Source organism: Allobosea sp. GW823-FHT02B03 (assembly GCF_058797755.1).
In genome coordinates this window covers 379235-395060 of the sequence record NZ_JBXAJY010000004.1, presented here as the reverse complement: position 1 = coordinate 395060, position 15826 = coordinate 379235, and the positions used below count along the sequence as shown (strand labels likewise).

At 67.1% G+C, this 15826-nt stretch carries 17 protein-coding genes; 10 read left to right on the top strand and 7 right to left on the bottom strand.

Features of this window, described 5'->3' with window-relative positions:
• Positions 1-298: 298 nt before the first annotated feature.
• Both AC1REK_RS15475 and AC1REK_RS15470 read right to left on the bottom strand, forming a co-directional pair.
• Positions 299-799: a hypothetical protein gene (locus AC1REK_RS15475; protein ID WP_492269362.1), complete on the bottom strand. Its 501-nt coding sequence runs from the start codon at positions 797-799 to the stop codon at positions 299-301.
• A gap of 105 nt (positions 800-904) precedes the next feature.
• On the bottom strand, positions 905-1531 hold the full coding sequence (locus tag AC1REK_RS15470; RefSeq protein ID WP_492269363.1) for a hypothetical protein: 627 nt from the start codon (positions 1529-1531) through the stop codon (positions 905-907).
• A 284-nt stretch (positions 1532-1815) separates the two neighbouring features.
• Between AC1REK_RS15470 and AC1REK_RS15465 the strand changes: the two genes are divergently transcribed.
• Positions 1816-3111: a DUF3422 family protein gene (locus AC1REK_RS15465; protein WP_492269364.1), complete on the top strand. Its 1296-nt coding sequence runs from the start codon at positions 1816-1818 to the stop codon at positions 3109-3111.
• Positions 3112-3156: 45 nt separating this feature from the next.
• Here AC1REK_RS15465 and AC1REK_RS15460 read toward each other — a convergent pair whose 3' ends face one another.
• A complete protein-coding gene (locus tag AC1REK_RS15460) occupies positions 3157-3714 on the bottom strand; it encodes a L,D-transpeptidase (protein WP_327520885.1) in 558 nt (185 codons plus the stop codon).
• A gap of 170 nt (positions 3715-3884) precedes the next feature.
• Here AC1REK_RS15460 and AC1REK_RS15455 point away from each other — a divergent pair, with 170 nt between their 5' ends.
• Together AC1REK_RS15455 and AC1REK_RS15450 are read left to right on the top strand one after the other, a co-directional pair.
• A complete protein-coding gene (locus AC1REK_RS15455) occupies positions 3885-4520 on the top strand; it encodes a class I SAM-dependent methyltransferase (protein WP_327520884.1) in 636 nt (211 codons plus the stop codon).
• 153 nt (positions 4521-4673) lie between these two features.
• Positions 4674-5279 (top strand): glutathione S-transferase family protein, encoded by a 606-nt coding sequence (locus AC1REK_RS15450; RefSeq protein ID WP_492269365.1) that lies wholly within the window; start codon positions 4674-4676, stop codon positions 5277-5279.
• 14 nt (positions 5280-5293) lie between these two features.
• Here the strand turns inward: AC1REK_RS15450 and AC1REK_RS15445 are convergent, their stop codons facing one another.
• Positions 5294-6232 carry a pentapeptide repeat-containing protein gene (locus AC1REK_RS15445; RefSeq protein ID WP_492269366.1) on the bottom strand — a complete coding sequence of 313 codons (939 nt, stop codon included), beginning with the start codon at positions 6230-6232 and terminating at the stop codon, positions 5294-5296.
• 282 nt (positions 6233-6514) lie between these two features.
• Between AC1REK_RS15445 and AC1REK_RS15440 the strand changes: the two genes are divergently transcribed.
• From AC1REK_RS15440 to rnk, 5 genes are all read left to right on the top strand, one after another.
• Positions 6515-6883 (top strand): DMT family transporter, encoded by a 369-nt coding sequence (locus tag AC1REK_RS15440; protein WP_316019346.1) that lies wholly within the window; start codon positions 6515-6517, stop codon positions 6881-6883.
• Positions 6884-6891: 8 nt separating this feature from the next.
• Complete coding sequence (locus AC1REK_RS15435; protein ID WP_492269367.1) at positions 6892-7017, top strand: hypothetical protein; 126 nt, start codon at positions 6892-6894, stop codon at positions 7015-7017.
• Between the two features lie 37 nt (positions 7018-7054).
• Positions 7055-8059 (top strand): NAD-dependent epimerase/dehydratase family protein, encoded by a 1005-nt coding sequence (locus AC1REK_RS15430; protein WP_492269368.1) that lies wholly within the window; start codon positions 7055-7057, stop codon positions 8057-8059.
• On the top strand, positions 8056-9501 hold the full coding sequence (locus AC1REK_RS15425; RefSeq protein ID WP_492269369.1) for an aspartate aminotransferase family protein: 1446 nt from the start codon (positions 8056-8058) through the stop codon (positions 9499-9501). Before AC1REK_RS15430 ends, AC1REK_RS15425 begins: the two co-directional genes overlap by 4 nt.
• A gap of 333 nt (positions 9502-9834) precedes the next feature.
• Complete coding sequence (rnk, locus tag AC1REK_RS15420) at positions 9835-10257, top strand: nucleoside diphosphate kinase regulator (RefSeq protein ID WP_327520879.1); 423 nt, start codon at positions 9835-9837, stop codon at positions 10255-10257.
• Between the two features lie 112 nt (positions 10258-10369).
• Here rnk and AC1REK_RS15415 read toward each other — a convergent pair whose 3' ends face one another.
• The 3 genes from AC1REK_RS15415 to AC1REK_RS15405 all read right to left on the bottom strand — a co-directional run bounded on the left by AC1REK_RS15415 (position 10370) and on the right by AC1REK_RS15405 (position 13822).
• Positions 10370-11662: an FAD-binding oxidoreductase gene (locus AC1REK_RS15415; RefSeq protein ID WP_492269370.1), complete on the bottom strand. Its 1293-nt coding sequence runs from the start codon at positions 11660-11662 to the stop codon at positions 10370-10372.
• 17 nt (positions 11663-11679) lie between these two features.
• A complete protein-coding gene (locus AC1REK_RS15410) occupies positions 11680-12666 on the bottom strand; it encodes a UbiA family prenyltransferase (RefSeq protein ID WP_492273802.1) in 987 nt (328 codons plus the stop codon).
• A 100-nt stretch (positions 12667-12766) separates the two neighbouring features.
• Positions 12767-13822: an MBL fold metallo-hydrolase gene (locus tag AC1REK_RS15405; protein ID WP_492269372.1), complete on the bottom strand. Its 1056-nt coding sequence runs from the start codon at positions 13820-13822 to the stop codon at positions 12767-12769.
• Positions 13823-14120: 298 nt separating this feature from the next.
• Between AC1REK_RS15405 and AC1REK_RS15400 the strand changes: the two genes are divergently transcribed.
• Both AC1REK_RS15400 and AC1REK_RS15395 read left to right on the top strand, forming a co-directional pair.
• Entirely contained in the window at positions 14121-15044 is a 924-nt protein-coding gene (locus AC1REK_RS15400; protein ID WP_492269373.1) for a tyrosine recombinase XerC, read from the top strand.
• An 85-nt stretch (positions 15045-15129) separates the two neighbouring features.
• Entirely contained in the window at positions 15130-15711 is a 582-nt protein-coding gene (locus tag AC1REK_RS15395; protein WP_492269374.1) for a DUF4337 family protein, read from the top strand.
• Positions 15712-15826: the final 115 nt, after the last annotated feature.

The window sequence follows — 15826 nt, the reverse complement described above, 5'->3', positions numbered from 1 at the left end:
CCGCCCAGCCTGCGCGACTCTTCCTGCAAAAGAATATGGCCGGGACGCGCCCGGCCATAGCAATTTATTCTGTCAGTTCCTGTCAGCGGACCAAGGTCAGCGGACGAAGAGCCAGATCAGGATGATGATCGGGATCGGAATCCCAAGCAGCCACAATGCGATCGAGCGCATGATTTGCCCCCTTGATTGCCATCGGTGATGATGGCGGGACAACGTCGCAGGCCCCCTGAAGGTTCCCGGCCCGTCAGGAACGGCGGGCCGCGCGGAAGCTGCGGTGCGCGCGCTCACGGCCCGACGCTTATTTGAAGGCGAGGCTGTCGATCAGCTTCTTCATCGCCGCGTCGTGCTCCTTGTGGCCGTCGAGCGAGGCCCAATAGGTCATCATGATGATCTTGCCGCTCGGCACGTTCGGGTTGATCGCGATGTAGCGGATGATCGAGTCGCCATCCTTGCTCTTGGCCTTGAGCTCGGTGAAGGACCAGGCCTTGCCGTTGACCTCCTGCTTCATCGTCTCGGAGGCGCCGGTGATGGTGACGCCCTCCTTGTCGAAATAGCCGTTGTGCTCCTTCTGGACCGTGTCGATCTCGCCCGGCGCGACCAGCTCGAACCAGAGATAGATCTCGTCGTCCGGCGTCTTGATCTCGACCCCGCGGGCGATCTTGCTGCTCGTCCAGGCATCGGGAATGGTCACGACCGCCACCGGATCGGCATCGGTGATCGAGAGCGCCCCGGCCATGGCCGGCCCCCCGCCGAAGCCGGCGAGCAGGAATGCGAGCGCCCAAACGGTCTTGCGCAACATGGATATCTCCCCCCGGATCGACCGAGCACGCGCCTTCGCTGTCGGCGATCCACGGGCGCGACGTTGCGGCAACGGAGGCGAATGACAAGGGAGGGAGGCGGCGTTTCAGGCCAGTTTGGCGGCGGTTGGGTGCCAGAGAGGTTGATAGCCGTTCACAAGCGCCGCCAGCGACGCAGGCGGCGTCAGGACGGCGACCGGCCCGGCCGGCCGCGGCCGCGCCGCGAGATAACCTGCCGGCGACCAGAGCAGCGCCGTGTCGCCGCGCAAGGCGAGGAACTCGCCCTCGGCCGTGGCGAGCATCGCCCCGTCCGGAAGCCCCTCGGCCGGCAATTCGTGCAGGCGCTTCTTCCGGCCGTCGCGCCTTTCGCTGTCGAGCCGCTCGTCGATCTCGGGGAAAAGCGGCAGCTCCTTCAGGCCGAGCCCGGCGACCAGGGCGTCGCGATAGGCGAGCGCAGCCTTGCGCCGGCACTCCATGCAGGGCCGGTGCCCGGCCGCCAAAGCGGTGACCTCGTCGCAGAAGAACAGCTCGGTGTAGTAGCGGCCCCAGACCTCGCGCTGCCGGCCCTTGAAGGCAAGCACGCAGCAGATCCACTGCTTCGTCGCATAGAAGCGCTGCGGCAGCGCCTGCGTCGCCGGATCATGGAACTTGCCGCCGCGATTGCCGAACAGCGTGCCGCGCGCCGGATCGGCGAACAGCGAACCATCGGGGCGGATGCGGTTTGGCAGGGGCACGGGCGCTCCTGATGGATGAGCGGCGAAGGTGATGCCTGCGAACCTATTCCGGTCGCCGCCGGATCGCGTCAGCAGCAGCACGTGCGCATGCCCGAAGGCCGGATTCGCGAGGTCATGGCGGACATCCCCAGCTGGCTGCGGGACGATACCGCGCAGCCATGGCCGGAGCCAGCCCGGCCGGGCATGCGACGCCATGGCGATCTTTTCGTCCTCGGGGCTTTGCGGCAAGCTCGACCACGGACGCGGAGTTCGGCCGCAGAGCCGCCGCTGCGGGGGCACATCGCATGGATCGCACCGACGCAAGGCCGGCCCCGACGCTGAGCGCACATCCCTCGCGCGATGCGATCCTCGCCGAGATCCATGCCCGCCCCTTCGCGCCGCTGGAGACGCCTCGGCGCCTGCTGCACTTCGCCTTCATGACCGATCAGGCGCAGGCGAATGCCGATCGCGAGGCACTCGCCCGCTTCTGCGAGGGGCGCGGCGTCGCAGCCCCTGCCGACGGCGCCAAGCATCACCGCGCCCGGCTCGGCGAGATCGGCCTGCGCTGGGAGCAGCATAGCGAGTTCACCACCTATAGCTGGGAGCTGCCGGGCAATGGCGGTGCTCCCTTCACACCCGCCAGCAGCGCGCTGCAGCACTTCATGCTGGAGCTGCCGCAGCCGGGGCCGCATCTCGTCGCCGTCGACCTGCATCTCCTGCCGCAACGAGCGGCTCCGCCGCTCGAAGAGATCTTCGACCCGGCGAGCCTCGCCGCCTCGCTCGTCGATGGCGAGGCCGCGCTCGCCGCGACCGATTTCCGGCCCTGCCCGGACGGGTTCGTGCGCATCCTCGTGCTCGACCGGGCGCTGACGCCCTCGCGTGCCGGTGCATTGGCGCAGCGCCTGCTCGAAATCGAGACCTACCGGGTGCTGGCCCTGCTCGGCCTGCCCGAGGCGCAGCGCCTCGCCCCTTCCGTGCGGGCGACGGAGGAGGCGCTGGTGCGCATCGCCGGCACGATGACGCAGACCGACGGGCTCGCGGCCGACAATGCCCTGCTCGACGAGATGACGGCGCTCGCCGCGCCGATGGAGTCGGAGGCCGCTTCCTCGAACTACCGCTTCGGCGCCAGCCGCGCCTATGACAACATCGTCCACCAGCGCCTGGCGGCGATCGACGAGGTCGCCTATGGCGGCTGGCCGACCATCGCCGCCTTCCTCTCCCGGCGCATGGCGCCGGCGATGCGTACCTGCCAGATGCTGCAGGACCGCCAGGCCGACCTGTCGCGCAAGCTCGCCCGCGCCGCCAACCTGCTGCGCACCCGCGTCGACGTCGCGCTCGAGCAGCAGAACCGCGACCTGCTGGCAGCGATGAACGAGCGCGCCCGCATGCAGCTGCGCCTGCAGCAGACGGTCGAGGGGCTCTCAGTCGCCGCCATCGGCTATTACGTCGTCAGCCTGTTTGGCTACCTCGCCAAGGGCGCCAAGGATGCCGGCTATCTGCCGGTCGATGTCGGCATCGCCACCGCGCTCTTCGTCCCCTTCGCGCTCTTCGGAGTCTGGAGCATGGTCCGCCGCATCAGGCGGGGTCATAGCGACGGCTAGAGCATTTTCTTCGCGCGAACCGGGCCTCCTTCGCCCGAATATGCTCTAGCGCTGTACGATGACCTTCGTCCCGGGCCTGACGCGATCATAGAGGTCCATCACGTCGCGATTGGTCATCCGGATGCAGCCCGAAGAGACCGCAGCTCCGATTGTGTCGGGTTCGTTCGAGCCGTGGATCCGGTAGAGGCTCGATCCCAGATAGATCGCCCGCGCACCGAGCGGGTTCTCCATCCCGCCCGCCATGTAGCGCGGCAGGTCGGGCCGGCGCTTCAGCATCGCTGCGGGCGGGCGCCAGTCCGGCCATTCGCGCTTGCGCGAGACGGTCTTCGTGCCCGACCAGCTGAAACCCTGCCGGCCGACACCGACGCCATAGCGGATCGCCTGCCCCCGGCCGAGCACGTAGTAGAGCCGCCGCTGGCTGGTCGAGACCACGACCGTGCCGGGCGCCTGCTTTCCGTTCCAGGGGACGACCTGGCGCGGCACCGGCTGCTCGCTGAAGATGTTGAGGAAGTCCGCGAGCCCGCGGCTGATCGGGTTGGAATAGGCCGACGCAGGCGTAGCGAAAGCGAGAGCGGCGGCAGTCAAGACAATGGCGCGCAGCATGATCATCCCTGCAACGCCCCCCGCCGGGATTTAACCGGACTTGGGAAAGCCGGGTCAACCCTGGCTCCCCCCAAGCGCCGACGGCAGCGTGCGACGACGGGATAGCGCAGTCGGAAACCATGAGCCTTTAGCGGCAGCTGTGCTAAGCCCGCATCGCGAGGGAGAGACGCATGAGCACGGCGAGCGATGCCCGCTTCTGGGACCGATCTTCAAGACGCTATGCGAGGTCTCGCATTTCGGATCAGGCCGGATACGAGCGCACGCTGGAGCGGGTTCGCGCCCTGTTGAAGCCCGGCGACACGGTGTTGGAGCTGGGTTGCGGAACCGGAACGACGGCGCTGCGACTGGCCGACGGGGTCGGATCCTACCTCGCGACGGACATATCCTCCGGGATGATCGCAATCGCCGAAGAGAAGCGCACCGCCGGCCCGGTTCCCGGTCTCGCCTTCCGCGCAGCGACGGCGGAGGCCGTTGCATCCGAGGGCGCTCGCTTCGATGCCGTCCTTGCCTTCAATTACCTCCATCTGGTCCGTGACCTCGGCGGCACGCTGCGCAGCGTCCATGCACTGCTCGCGCCGGGCGGGCTGTTCGTCTCCAAGACTCCCTGCCTCGGCGACATGAACCCGCTGATCCGACTTGTCCTGCCCCTCATGCAGATGATCGGACAGGCACCCTATGCCGGCATCTTCAGTGCGGAGGACCTCAGCGCTCGCATCGCGGCCGCAGGCTTCGAAGTGCTGAGCGTGGAACGCCATGCGAGCAAGGGGAAGGACAGCCGTCCTTTCATCGTGGCGCGCAGGAAATAGCCTCCTCAGCCGATGCCGAAGGGAGCAATCCCTGCCCACTCGCGTTTCGGTTCCGACGCTTTGGCGGGTCCGGGTCGATCCTGACAACTACTGACACTTGGCAACCCTATCAGCGCGTCCATGGCTTGAGGAAACGCCGAAAGGGACATCGCCATGCTGACCTTCTATCATTCGCCGCAGTCACGCTCCTTCTCCATCCTCTGGCTGCTCGAGGAACTCGGCCAGCCCTATGAGATGAAACTGGTCGACATCCGCGCGAAGGATGGCGCGCCGGAAAGCTACCGCAGCATCCAGCCGCACAAGAAGGTGCCGGCGATCGTCCATGACGGCACGGTCGTCACCGAGCGCGCCGCGATCTGCCTCTATCTCACCGAGCGGTTTCCCGAGGCCGGGCTCGCCCCCGCGATCGGCGATGCCGACCGCGCCGCCTTCCTGACCGCGCTGGTCTACACCGACGCGGTGCTCGACCCGATCATCGCCGCCAAGGTGCACAACTTCGCCTATGAGGCCCGCGGCTTCTCCTTCGGCTCGCACGCCGACACCGTCGCCAATCTCGAGAAGCGGCTGACCGCCCACCCCTATGCCGCCGGCGAGCGCTTCACCGCCGCCGACACCCAGCTCGGCAGCGGCATCCATTTCGGCATGAACATCATCGGCGCCCTGCCGCGCCTGCCCGTCTTCGAGGCCTATATGGAGCGGATGCTGGCACGGCCCGCCTTGCAGCAGACCATCGCCAAGGACGACGCGCTGCCGGTCTGACCGGCAGCGCCTGCTCAGCCTGAAAAGGCGGCGCGCAGCCTTTCGAGGACCGCGGCCTGCGTCGCCACCGGGGTCTGGGGCACCGACACAGCGATGCCGTCGAAATGCCGGCGGCCGAGGAAGCGGGTGCGGTCGAACACCGCCTCGCCGCGGAACTGCACTCCGCTGAACCAGGCGGCCTGGCAGAAGCGGGTATCTGCGAAGGTCGCGCTCTGCTCGAAGATCGCGTTCTCGAAGCCGGCATTGTCGGCGAAGTCGACTTCGGCGAAATCCGCCGGACCGCGATAGCGGCAATCGCCCAGCCCCGCCTCCCAGCCGAACCGCGCGCCGCGGAAGCGCACCGGCCCCTCGAAGAACGAGCTGCGGAACCAGACGCTGCCGGAGAACTCGGCCTCGACGAAGCCGAGCGTCCCGGCGCAGGAGAGTTCGCGAAACTCCGCGCTGCGCCTGAAATGCACCCCGCCGAAATCGGCCCCCGCCGCGAACCGCGCGCGCTCGAAGAAGGCATCGCGTCCGAAAGTCGCGTCGCGGAAATCGACGGGCCCGGAGAACCTCGCATCGGTGAACCAGGCATCGCTGCCAAAGGCGGAGCCGGCGAAGCGTGCCGCGCCCGGGAAGTGGAAGCCGGCGACGTCGAATTCACCGTCGAAGGTCTCGTCGACCAGTTCGACACCGGCGAGCAGCTGCCAGAGCCGGGCCAGGGCCGGATCGTCGCCCGCCTTGCGCCGCAGGCTCGTCATCGTCGCCGCCCAGGCGTTCCAGGCCGCGCCCCCGGATCCAAGACGGCGCAAGGTCGCCTCGCGCCGCGCCGCGTGGATCGCGCGAAGCTCGTCCGAGCCGTGCTGCGGCGGTCCCTCGGCCGAGGTAAGCGCGGCTTCATGCGGCCACGCCCAGGGGCTGGCCTGCAGGAGCTCGGAGCGAGTACGGGACGCGAGCCGGAGCAGGTCGGCCATGGCGGGTTGAAAATCCAGGTTAAGGAATGATTAACCTTAGAGCAGCGGGGCTCCGGGATCAATCGGCTGCACATTCCCGCCACAATTTCGCGTGCCCGTCCCGCATTGCCTCGGTTGGAAGCCGAGGCAATGCGGCATGGCTGAAGGGAAGCTGCGGTCTTTCCGCGGTCGGCGCAGTACACTTTTAAGGTTACGGGCCGATAAGGTCCCGTAGCGTAAGGCATTCGAAGTATTTTCCGCGCCATTCAAGGCCGCATCAGCCACGCGGAAAATCCAGCGCCGATGAATGCCTACCTGCCTTTGATCCTGTTCACGGTGCTGACCAATGCTGCCGCGCAACTGATGCTGAAGCGCGGCATGACCGGCGTCGGGCATCTCGATGTCGGCGGCGATGGACTGATTGCGACCGTCTTTCGCGTCGTCTTCAACCCCTTCGTCTTCGCGGGCCTGTGCACCTTCGTGGTCAGCATGGCCTCGCATCTGATCGTGCTGTCGAAGGTGCAGATCAGCTACGCCTACCCGTTCCTGAGCCTCGCCTACGTCGTGGTCGCGGTCTACGCCTATTTCGTCTTCCAGGAGGATCTGAGCCCGGCCCGCATCGCCGGCATCGGCTTCATCGTCCTGGGCACGGTCTTCATCGCACAGAGCTGAGGAAAGCCATGGACCTGATCGCCCGTTTCATTCTGCGCCTCGGCACCTTCCTCGTCCCGCCGGCGGAGCCCACGCTGAAGCCGATCCCGGTTCCCGCACGCCCCCGCCCCCGCCTGCCCGACGCGCCGCGTTGATGCAGCTCCCGCCCTTCGAAACAGCGGCCCACCAGTCATGAAACACATCATCATCGGCGGCGACGGCTTCGTCGGCTCGCATCTGGCGGCCGACCTCGCCGCCATGGGCGAGGAGGTCCTCGTCTGCGACATCCACAAGAGCGGCCACGCCCATTACGACCGGGTGCCGTTCCAGAAGATCGACGTCACCGACGCAGCCAGCGTCGAGAGCATCGCGCTGATGCCGGACGACCTCGTCTACAACCTCTCGGCCAAGATGCTGTCGCCGATCGTGACCCGTAAGGAGCGCCACGACTTCTTCTGGCCGGTGAACTATCACGGCACCGAGAACATCCTGAAATGGATGGAGAAGAACGGCGCGCGCAAGCTCGTCCACTTCACCACCGACATGATCTACGGCCATGCCGTGACCGTGCCGCAGGACGAGACCCATCCGGCAAACCCGCTCGGCGAATATGGCGAGAGCAAGCTCGCCACCGAGAAGCTGGCCCAGGGCTATCGCGACAGGGGCTTCCAGATCCCGATCTTCCGGCCGCGCCTGATCATCGGGCCGGGGCGGCTCGGCATCCTGGTCAAGCTCTTCCGCCTGATCGACCTCAACCTGCCGGTGCCGATGATCGGCGCAGGGACCAACCCCTACCAGTTCATCTCGGTGTTCGACTGCGCCAGCGCCTGCATCGCCGCATGGAAGGCGGATTTCCCGAACAGCGCCTATAATCTCGGCTCGGACGACCCGCCGCCTGTGAAGAAGCTGCTCGGCGACCTGATCAAGCATGCCGGTTCGAAGTCGATCCTGCTGCCGACGCCGGCGCCGCTGGTCAAGCTCGCGCTCGACACGCTGGATGCGGTCAACCTGCCGATCATGGACCCCGAGCAGTACAAGATCGCCAACGAGGTCTGCATTCTCGACACCAGCAAGGCCAAGCGCGAGCTCGGCTGGACGCCGAAGCACCGCGACGAGGATATGCTGCTCGCCGCCTACACCGAATATCGCAAAGCCAGGACCGCAGGGAACAAGGCGCAGAGGAGCCTCGCAGCATGAGCATGCCCGCTTACCGGAACGAGGACGCCATGGCTCCCGCCCACCCGAAGCTGATCAGCGTCGAAGGCGCCAAGCAGCTCGACGCCCAGCAGGTGAAGGACCTCTTCACCGCCCATATCAACCCCGGCCAGGTGCATTTCCTGAAGCTGCTCGGCTTCGACAAGATCCTCGTCGATCGCGCCGAAGGCATGCACTACATCACCAAGGACGGCCGCAAGATCCTCGATTTCTTCGGCGGCTTCTGCTCGGTCGCCTTCGGCCACAACCATCCGCGCATCATCGCGGCGCGGCAGAAGTTCCAGGACGAGAACCGCCATGAGATCTGCATGGCGTTCATGTCGCAATACGCTTCGGCCCTCGCCCACAACCTCGCCCAGATCGCGCCCGGCGACCTCGACATGGTCTTCCTCGGCTCGACCGGCTCGGAGGCGATGGAGGCGGCGCTGAAGGTTGCCGAGCAGGCGCAGGGACCCGCCAAGTCCAAGATCCTGCACGCCGCCAACTCCTTCCACGGCAAGACCAAGGGCGTGCTCTCTGTCACCGACTCCAACCTCTACCAGTCGCAGTTCAAGCTGGTCGAGAACCGGGTCAAGGTGCCCTTCGGCGACATCGAGGCGGTGCGCCAGGCGCTGGAGAGCGACCCCGCCATCGGCATCGTAGTGATGGAGACGATCCAGGGCGGCGGCGGCATCGTCGAGGCGCCCGAGGGCTTCTGGCGCGAGCTGCGCGCGCTCTGCGACAAGCATGGCGTGCTCTGGGTCGCCGACGAGGTGCAGTGCGGGCTCGGCCGGACCGGCCAGTTCTTCGCCTTCGAGCGCGACGGCGTCGTGCCCGACGTGACCGCCCTCGCCAAGGCGCTCGGCGGCTCCAAGGCGGCGATGGGTGCGATGATCGCCCGCCGCGAGCTCTACATGAAGGCCTATGGCAAGCCGAAGACCGCCTTGATCCATGCGCAGGCGACTTTCGGCGGCATGGGCGAGGCCTGCATCAGCGCGATCGAAGGGCTGAACGTGCTCTATGAGGAAGACCTCATGGGCAATGCCAAGCGCCAGGGCGACTATCTGATCGCGCGCTTGAACGAGCTGCGCGCCAAGCATCCGAGCCTCCTCAAGGAGATCCGCGGCCGCGGGCTGATGATCGGCGTCGAGTTCCAGGACATCAGCGAGACCATGCCCTTCGGGCTGAAGCACATGGTGGCGCTGCTCGACGACAAGCTGAAGGGCTCGCTCTGCGGCTTCATCGGAGCGCTGCTGCTGAAGGACTACGACGTGCTCGTCGCCTTCACCGAGTACAACCGCAACGTCATCCGGCTCGAGCCTCCGCTGATCGTCACCCGCGAGCAGTGCGACGAGTTCATCTCCGCGCTCGACGACCTGCTCTCGCGCGGCATCACCCGGATCGTCACCGACTATCTGCGCAAGGTCGCGGTCAGCAAGGGCTGAGCCGCCACCGCATCGACCTGCTTGCGAAGGGGCCGGCTCACGCCGGCCCCTTTCGTTTTTGCCCGTGCACCCGCGCCGGTGCTCGCTCGGCGAGGCTTGACAGAAACAAGGAAGGGACCAAATTTAGGTACATGACCGCTCTGCGCCGCACTGTTTTCCGGATCCACCCGATCGCGGACCTTTAGCCCCGGACTCGGCCCAACGCGCCCCGAGTTCAGGGGGGCCGTCGACGCTGTCCGCAGCACGATCCAGCAGGCGCAACCTCCCAGTCTTTCGTCTTCCGAAGCAGCGCCGTCGCGCCTGCACGCGTCACCACAGGATACCCGCGTCATCATGACCCAGAAGCCTCCCCGCAAGCCCAAGATCGTCGTCACGGAAAGCGATCTCGAACGCCTGACCGGGCTCGCCACTGCCGCGCTGGAGCGCATTCCCGAAGTTGCGGAGGAGCTGCTCAACGAGATGGACCGCGCCAAGGTCGTGAGCCCCAAGCAGATGCCGGCCGATGTCGTGCGCATGGGCTCGATCGTCGAGTTCGACTCCGACAGCGCCCAGCACCGCCGCGTCCAGCTCGTCTTCCCCGGCGAGGCCGATATCGAGCAGGGCAAGATCTCGATCCTGACGCCGATCGGCACCGCCCTGATCGGGCTCGCCGCCGGCCAGTCGATCGCCTGGACCGCCCGCGACGGCAAGAAGCACACGCTGACGGTCAAGACCGTCGAGCAGCCCTCGCCTTCGCTGGAAAAGGCCTCGGCCTGAGCGCCAGAGCGCTAGAGCGCTTCCAGGTTTCGTTGAATCGCGGAGGCGCTCAGCTCCTTGCCTTATCGCATTTTCTTCAGGCGAACCGGTGCCCGCTTCGCTCGAAAATGCTTCAGCCCGCCGTGACCCGCCGCCAGAAGTCGGAGGAGAAGGCCGGATCGATATGGCGGGAAAAGTCCCGCCATTGCGGGAAGGACGCCGCGAAAGTGGCCGGCGACATGCGCGCATCCTTGTAGGGGTTGACGCGCCCGCCGGCCGAGATCGCGATGCGGTCGAGCTCGTCGAGCAGCTTCAGCGTGCGCTCGCCGCGATGCGGGAAGTCGAGCGTCAACGTCGCACCGGGGATCGGGAACGACATCATCCCCGGCGACGGCACATCGCCGAACAATTTCAGTACCGTCAGGAAGGAACTCTCGCCGGCCGCCAGCGTCCGGCGCAGCATCTCCTCGACGGCCGGGCGCGCATCGGCCATCGGCACGGCGCATTGGAACTGACGCAGGCCCTTCGGCCCATAGGCCCGGTTCCAGTTGTTCACCCGGTCGAGCGGGTAGAAGAACGGCCGATAGGGAATGCGCCGAGGCTCGGCCGTCTTCGGCTGGGCTCCCCGGTAGAGCGCGTTGAAGGCGCTCAGCGTCAGCCGGTTGATCAGCGAGACCGGCGGCGTCAGCGGGAAAGGCAGCGTTCTTGCGGCCTTGGCCGGCGGCGCCGACGAGGCCGGGGCGTGATTGGCCCGGAAGAACACGCCGCGTCCAAAGTTCCGGCCGCCGGCGAGTGAGTCGATCCAGGCGACGGTGTAGTCATGCGTCGCATCCGACTCCGCCGCGATCTCGAAGAAGCGCTCCAGCCCGTCGAAGCGGACCGCCTCCTGCAGCATCTCGCCGGATTCGATTTTCATCAGTTGCAGCGTCACCTGCGTGACGAGGCCGGTCAGCCCCATCCCGCCGATGGTGGCGGCAAACAGCGCGGCGTTCTCGGCAGGCGAGCAGCTCAGGCGCGTCCCGTCCGAGCGGGCGAGTTCGAAGGCAAGGACATGGCGGCCGAAGGTGCCGGCACGATGATGGTTCTTGCCATGGACATCGTTGGCGAGCGCCCCGCCGATGGTCACGAAGCAGGTGCCCGGCGTCACCGGCGGAAACCAGCCGAGCGGAACGGCGCGCGTCAGCACCTCGTCGAGCAGGACACCGGCCCCGCAGACCATCACGCCGCTCGTGGCATCGAAGGAGAGGATTCGCCCGAGCCGGCGCGCCGCGATCAGGCCGCCGCCATCGTTCAGGCAGGAATCGCCATAGGAGCGGCCATTGCCATAGGCGAGCACCGGGACATCCTGCGCAGCCGGAGCGGCGAGCCAGTCGGCCGGCTCGAGCAGGATGCTGCCCTGCGATCTCAGCCCACCCCAGGAACGCACGTCGGCAGCCCGCTCATTCACGGAAGGACCGAGGCGGAGACCATGATGACGACGACGACGGCGCCCATCAGCTGGCTGCGCCAGTCGCGGATCATGAACACCAGCGGATCGTCCGGCATCTGGCCACGACGCGCCAGGAACCAGATCCGCGCCATCTGGTACAGAACGATCGGACAGACCAGCCAGATCAGTTGCGGATAGCGGTAGAGCTCCTTGACCGCGGCGCTGTCGACATAGAGCGCCATGATCAGCGCGCAGGTGCAGCCCGAGGCCATGCCGAGCTGCGAGAGCGCCTCGATATCCTCGGCATGATAGCCGCGCCCGGCCTTCTTCAGCCCGGACTGGTCCTGGGTGATGCGCAGTTCGGCATAGCGCTTCACCAAAGCGAGGCTGAGGAACAGGAACATCGAGAAGGCGAGCAGCCAGGACGAGAGCGGAATATCCGCCGCGGCATTGCCGGCGAGGATGCGCAGCGTGTGCAGCGCGGCGAGGCCGAGCACGTCGACGAGCAGCTTGCGCTTGAGGAAGAAGAGATAGGCCAGCGCCAGGACGAGATAGGCGCCGAGCGCCGCGAGATAGAGGTCCGGGCGCGGCAGGAACCAGGCGAGCCCGAAGGCGACGATCATCAGGCCCGGCACCATGGCATAGGCCTGCGCCTTGGTGATCTCGCCGGCGGCCAGCGGCCGCTTGCACTTGGTCGGGTGGCGCCGGTCGGCCTCGACATCGACGATGTCGTTCAGAAGATAGATCGACGAGGCCAGCAGCGAGAACGATAGGAAGGCGATCGCGCCATAGGCGATGGCGTGGGGGTCGAAGACGTCGTGATTGAGCAAAATCGGGACGAAGACGAGTCCGTTCTTGAGCCAGTGATGCGGTCGCATCGCCCGGATGATCGCCGGAATAGCCATGGCTCTGTCTTTTCCCGTCGTTTTCGCGGCATTCCGCGCCTCCGACGGTCCAACAGCGTCAGTACCCACCGAAATCACGCCTCCATTGGCGTGCATTGATGGCGGGAGAATCCTAATTCCGCGTAGTGACCAACCGTCAGCGGCCAGACTTTGGCCATCATGCTTAACGGTTTGCGCGAAATGCCGGGTGGGCGGCTCAGCGCCCGGGTTCGACCCGCATGATGCCGGCCTTCGGCTCCGCCCAGCGCAATTCGCCCAGCCGCAGCATCGCATTCACATGCGCGAAGACCTCGCTGAAGGCGAAGCTGAGCTGATGCGGATCGAGCGGGCGGGTGAACATCACCGGCACCAGCTCAGCGACCGAATGCGGCCCCTTGGCGACCGCCTCGGCGATCAGCCGGCAGCGCTCGCCGTGGTGCTCGGCGAGTTCGGCGCAGCGCGCCTGCAGGCCGCGGAACGGCAACTGGTGACCGGGCAGGACCAGGGTTTCCGGCGGGATCGCGGCGGCGATGCTGCGCAGCGAACGCAGATAGAGCCCGAGCGGATCGCCCTCCGGATCGACCGCCCAGACGCTGATGTTCGGGGTGATCTTGGCCAGCACCTGGTCGGCGGCGAGAAAGATGCCGGCCTCGGCGCAATGGAACATCAATTGCTCCGGCGCGTGGCCGTCGCCCGAGAGCACGGAAAAGTCGCGCCCGCCAATCCTCAGCACGTCGCCGGCGACGACCCGCGTGAAGGTCGGCGGCAGCGGCGTCACCATGCGCAGATAACCATGGCCGAGCGTCGAGACGACTTCGGTGACCTCAGCCGACAGGCCGTGGCGCTGATAGAAATCGCGGTAGACCGGCGCCTCGGAGGCCCCCGGGCTGAGCGAAATGTTGAGGCAGCCGAGATAGCTGGTCTGACTGGTCAGCAGCGGCGTGCCGAAATGCTCGTGCAGCCAGCCGGCAAGGCCAATATGGTCGGGATGGTAATGCGTCACGAAGAGCCGCGTCAGGCGCCTCCCGGCGAGCGGGCCGGAGGTCAAAGCGAGCCAGGCGGCCTTGGTCGCCGCATCGCCGATGCCGGTGTCGATCACCGCCCAGCCGTCGCCGTCCTCGATCAGGTAGATGTTGACGTGGTCGAGCCGGAAAGGCAGCGCGATACGCGCCCAGAGCACGCCGGGCGCGACCTCGGTCACCTGCCCCGGCGCCGGCGGTTCGGGAAAGGGAAAGCTCAGGCCGTGGCTGTCGATCGCGTTCAAAATGGTCACCCCTGAACAATCTCCACTCTGGCTCATAGCAGCGGTCGCAGGCCGCGGGAATGCCGGCAAACACGATGGCGGCCATCGCTCCCGGTTATGAGGACGACCGCAAGGTCCGGGCGGCACTGACGCACAGCGCTTGTTAAGGCTCCGGCGGCATCATCGAGCGGAGTGACAGGGCGGGTTTTGTCGTCCCGGACAAGCCGCGCAGCGGCGCCGATCCGGGATCCATGCCTGAACCGTTCCGGCATGGATCCCGGGTCTCCCTTCGGTCACCCGGGATGACAGCGAAATGTGAACAGAGGCCATGAGCGATTTCGACACCCTGCAACGCGACTGGCTCGCCCATCTCGGGCATGAGCGCCGGCTTTCGCCGAAGACGCTCGAGGCCTATGGCCGCGATCTCAACCAGTTCCGCGCCTTCCTGACCGAGCATCTCGGCGCGCCGCCCAATCTCAAGGCCGTCGCGGCGCTGAAGCCCGCCGACCTGCGCGCCTTTCTCGGCCAGCGACGGCGCGACGGTGCCGGCAACCGCACCCTGATGCGCCAACTCGCCGCCCTGCGTTCGCTCGCCCGCTTCGGCGAGCGCGACGGGAGGCTCACCGCTGCCGCCTTCGCCGCGACCCGCGGCCCGCGCCTCGGCAAGGGCCTGCCGCGCCCGCTCGATGCCAGGGCTGCCGCCGCCGTGACCAAGGCGGATTGCCGCGCCGGCGAGGACCGGCCCGACTGGGTGCTGGCGCGCGACGCCGCCGTGCTCTCGCTGCTCTATGGCAGCGGCCTGCGCATCTCCGAGGCGCTCGGCCTGAAGCGCGCCCAGGCTCCGACGAGCACCGGCGACGCGCTGACCGTGCTCGGCAAGGGCGGCAAGACCAGGATGGTACCGGTGCTGCCGGTCGTGGTCGAGGCGATCGCCGCCTATCTCGCGCAATGCCCCTGGCGGCTCGAGCCGGACGGGCCGCTCTTCGTCGGCGTCAAGGGCGGTCCGCTCTCGCCGCGCATCATCCAGCTCGCGGTCGAGGGCCTGCGCGGCTCGCTCGGGCTGCCCGGCAGTGCGACCCCGCATGCGCTACGCCACTCCTTCGCCACGCACCTGCTCGGCCGCGGCGGCGATCTGCGCGCCATCCAGGAACTGCTCGGCCACGCCTCGCTGTCGACGACGCAGGTCTACACCCGCATCGACTCCAGCCGGCTGCTCGCCGCCTATGACGCCGCGCATCCTCGCGCCCGTTGATAACGCCTGACCTTACGGAATCCCCGCTTGCTTCCGGCCCGCAACCGGATGATCTGCGCTGCGCGATCCCGAGGGAATCAGGTCCATGTCTGCAACAGCACAAGACGTCACCGAAGAAGGCGCGACCGGGAGCAAGGTCAACAAGCGCATCGCCCTGCTGATCGCCATCCTCGCGCTGATGCTGGCCTTCGCCGAGATCGGCGGCAAGAATGCCGAGCAGGATGCGCTCGCCAGGAACATCGAGGCTTCGAACCTCTGGTCCTTCTTCCAGGCCAAGACCATTCGCGGCACCACCTTGCGCACCGCAGCCGAGGCGATGGAGGTCGAGCTCGCCGGAGCCGATGATCCGGCCACCCGCGAGCGACTGCAGAAACGCATCGACGGCTGGAAGGCGACGATCGCCCGCTACGATACCGAACCGGAGACCCAGGAAGGCCGCAAGGAGCTGATCGCCCGGGCCAAGGCGGCGGAAGCGCGGCGCGACATCTCCAGCGCCCGCGACGACAAATACGACATCGTCTCCGGGCTGCTCCAGATCGCCATCGTGATCGCCTCGGCGGCGATCATCACCGGTGTCGGCATGCTGGCCTGGACCGGCGGCGGCCTCGGCCTGCTCGGCCTCGCGCTGATGGTGCTCGCCGAGCTCGCGCCGACCGCGCTGTTCTGAAGGCCGCACGCCTCCCCCCAGCCCTCATCCTGAGGGGCAGCCAAAGGCTGCGTCTCGAAGGATGCTTCAGGAGGCTCCAGAGGCAGCTGGAGCATCCTTCGAGACGCGCTCCGAC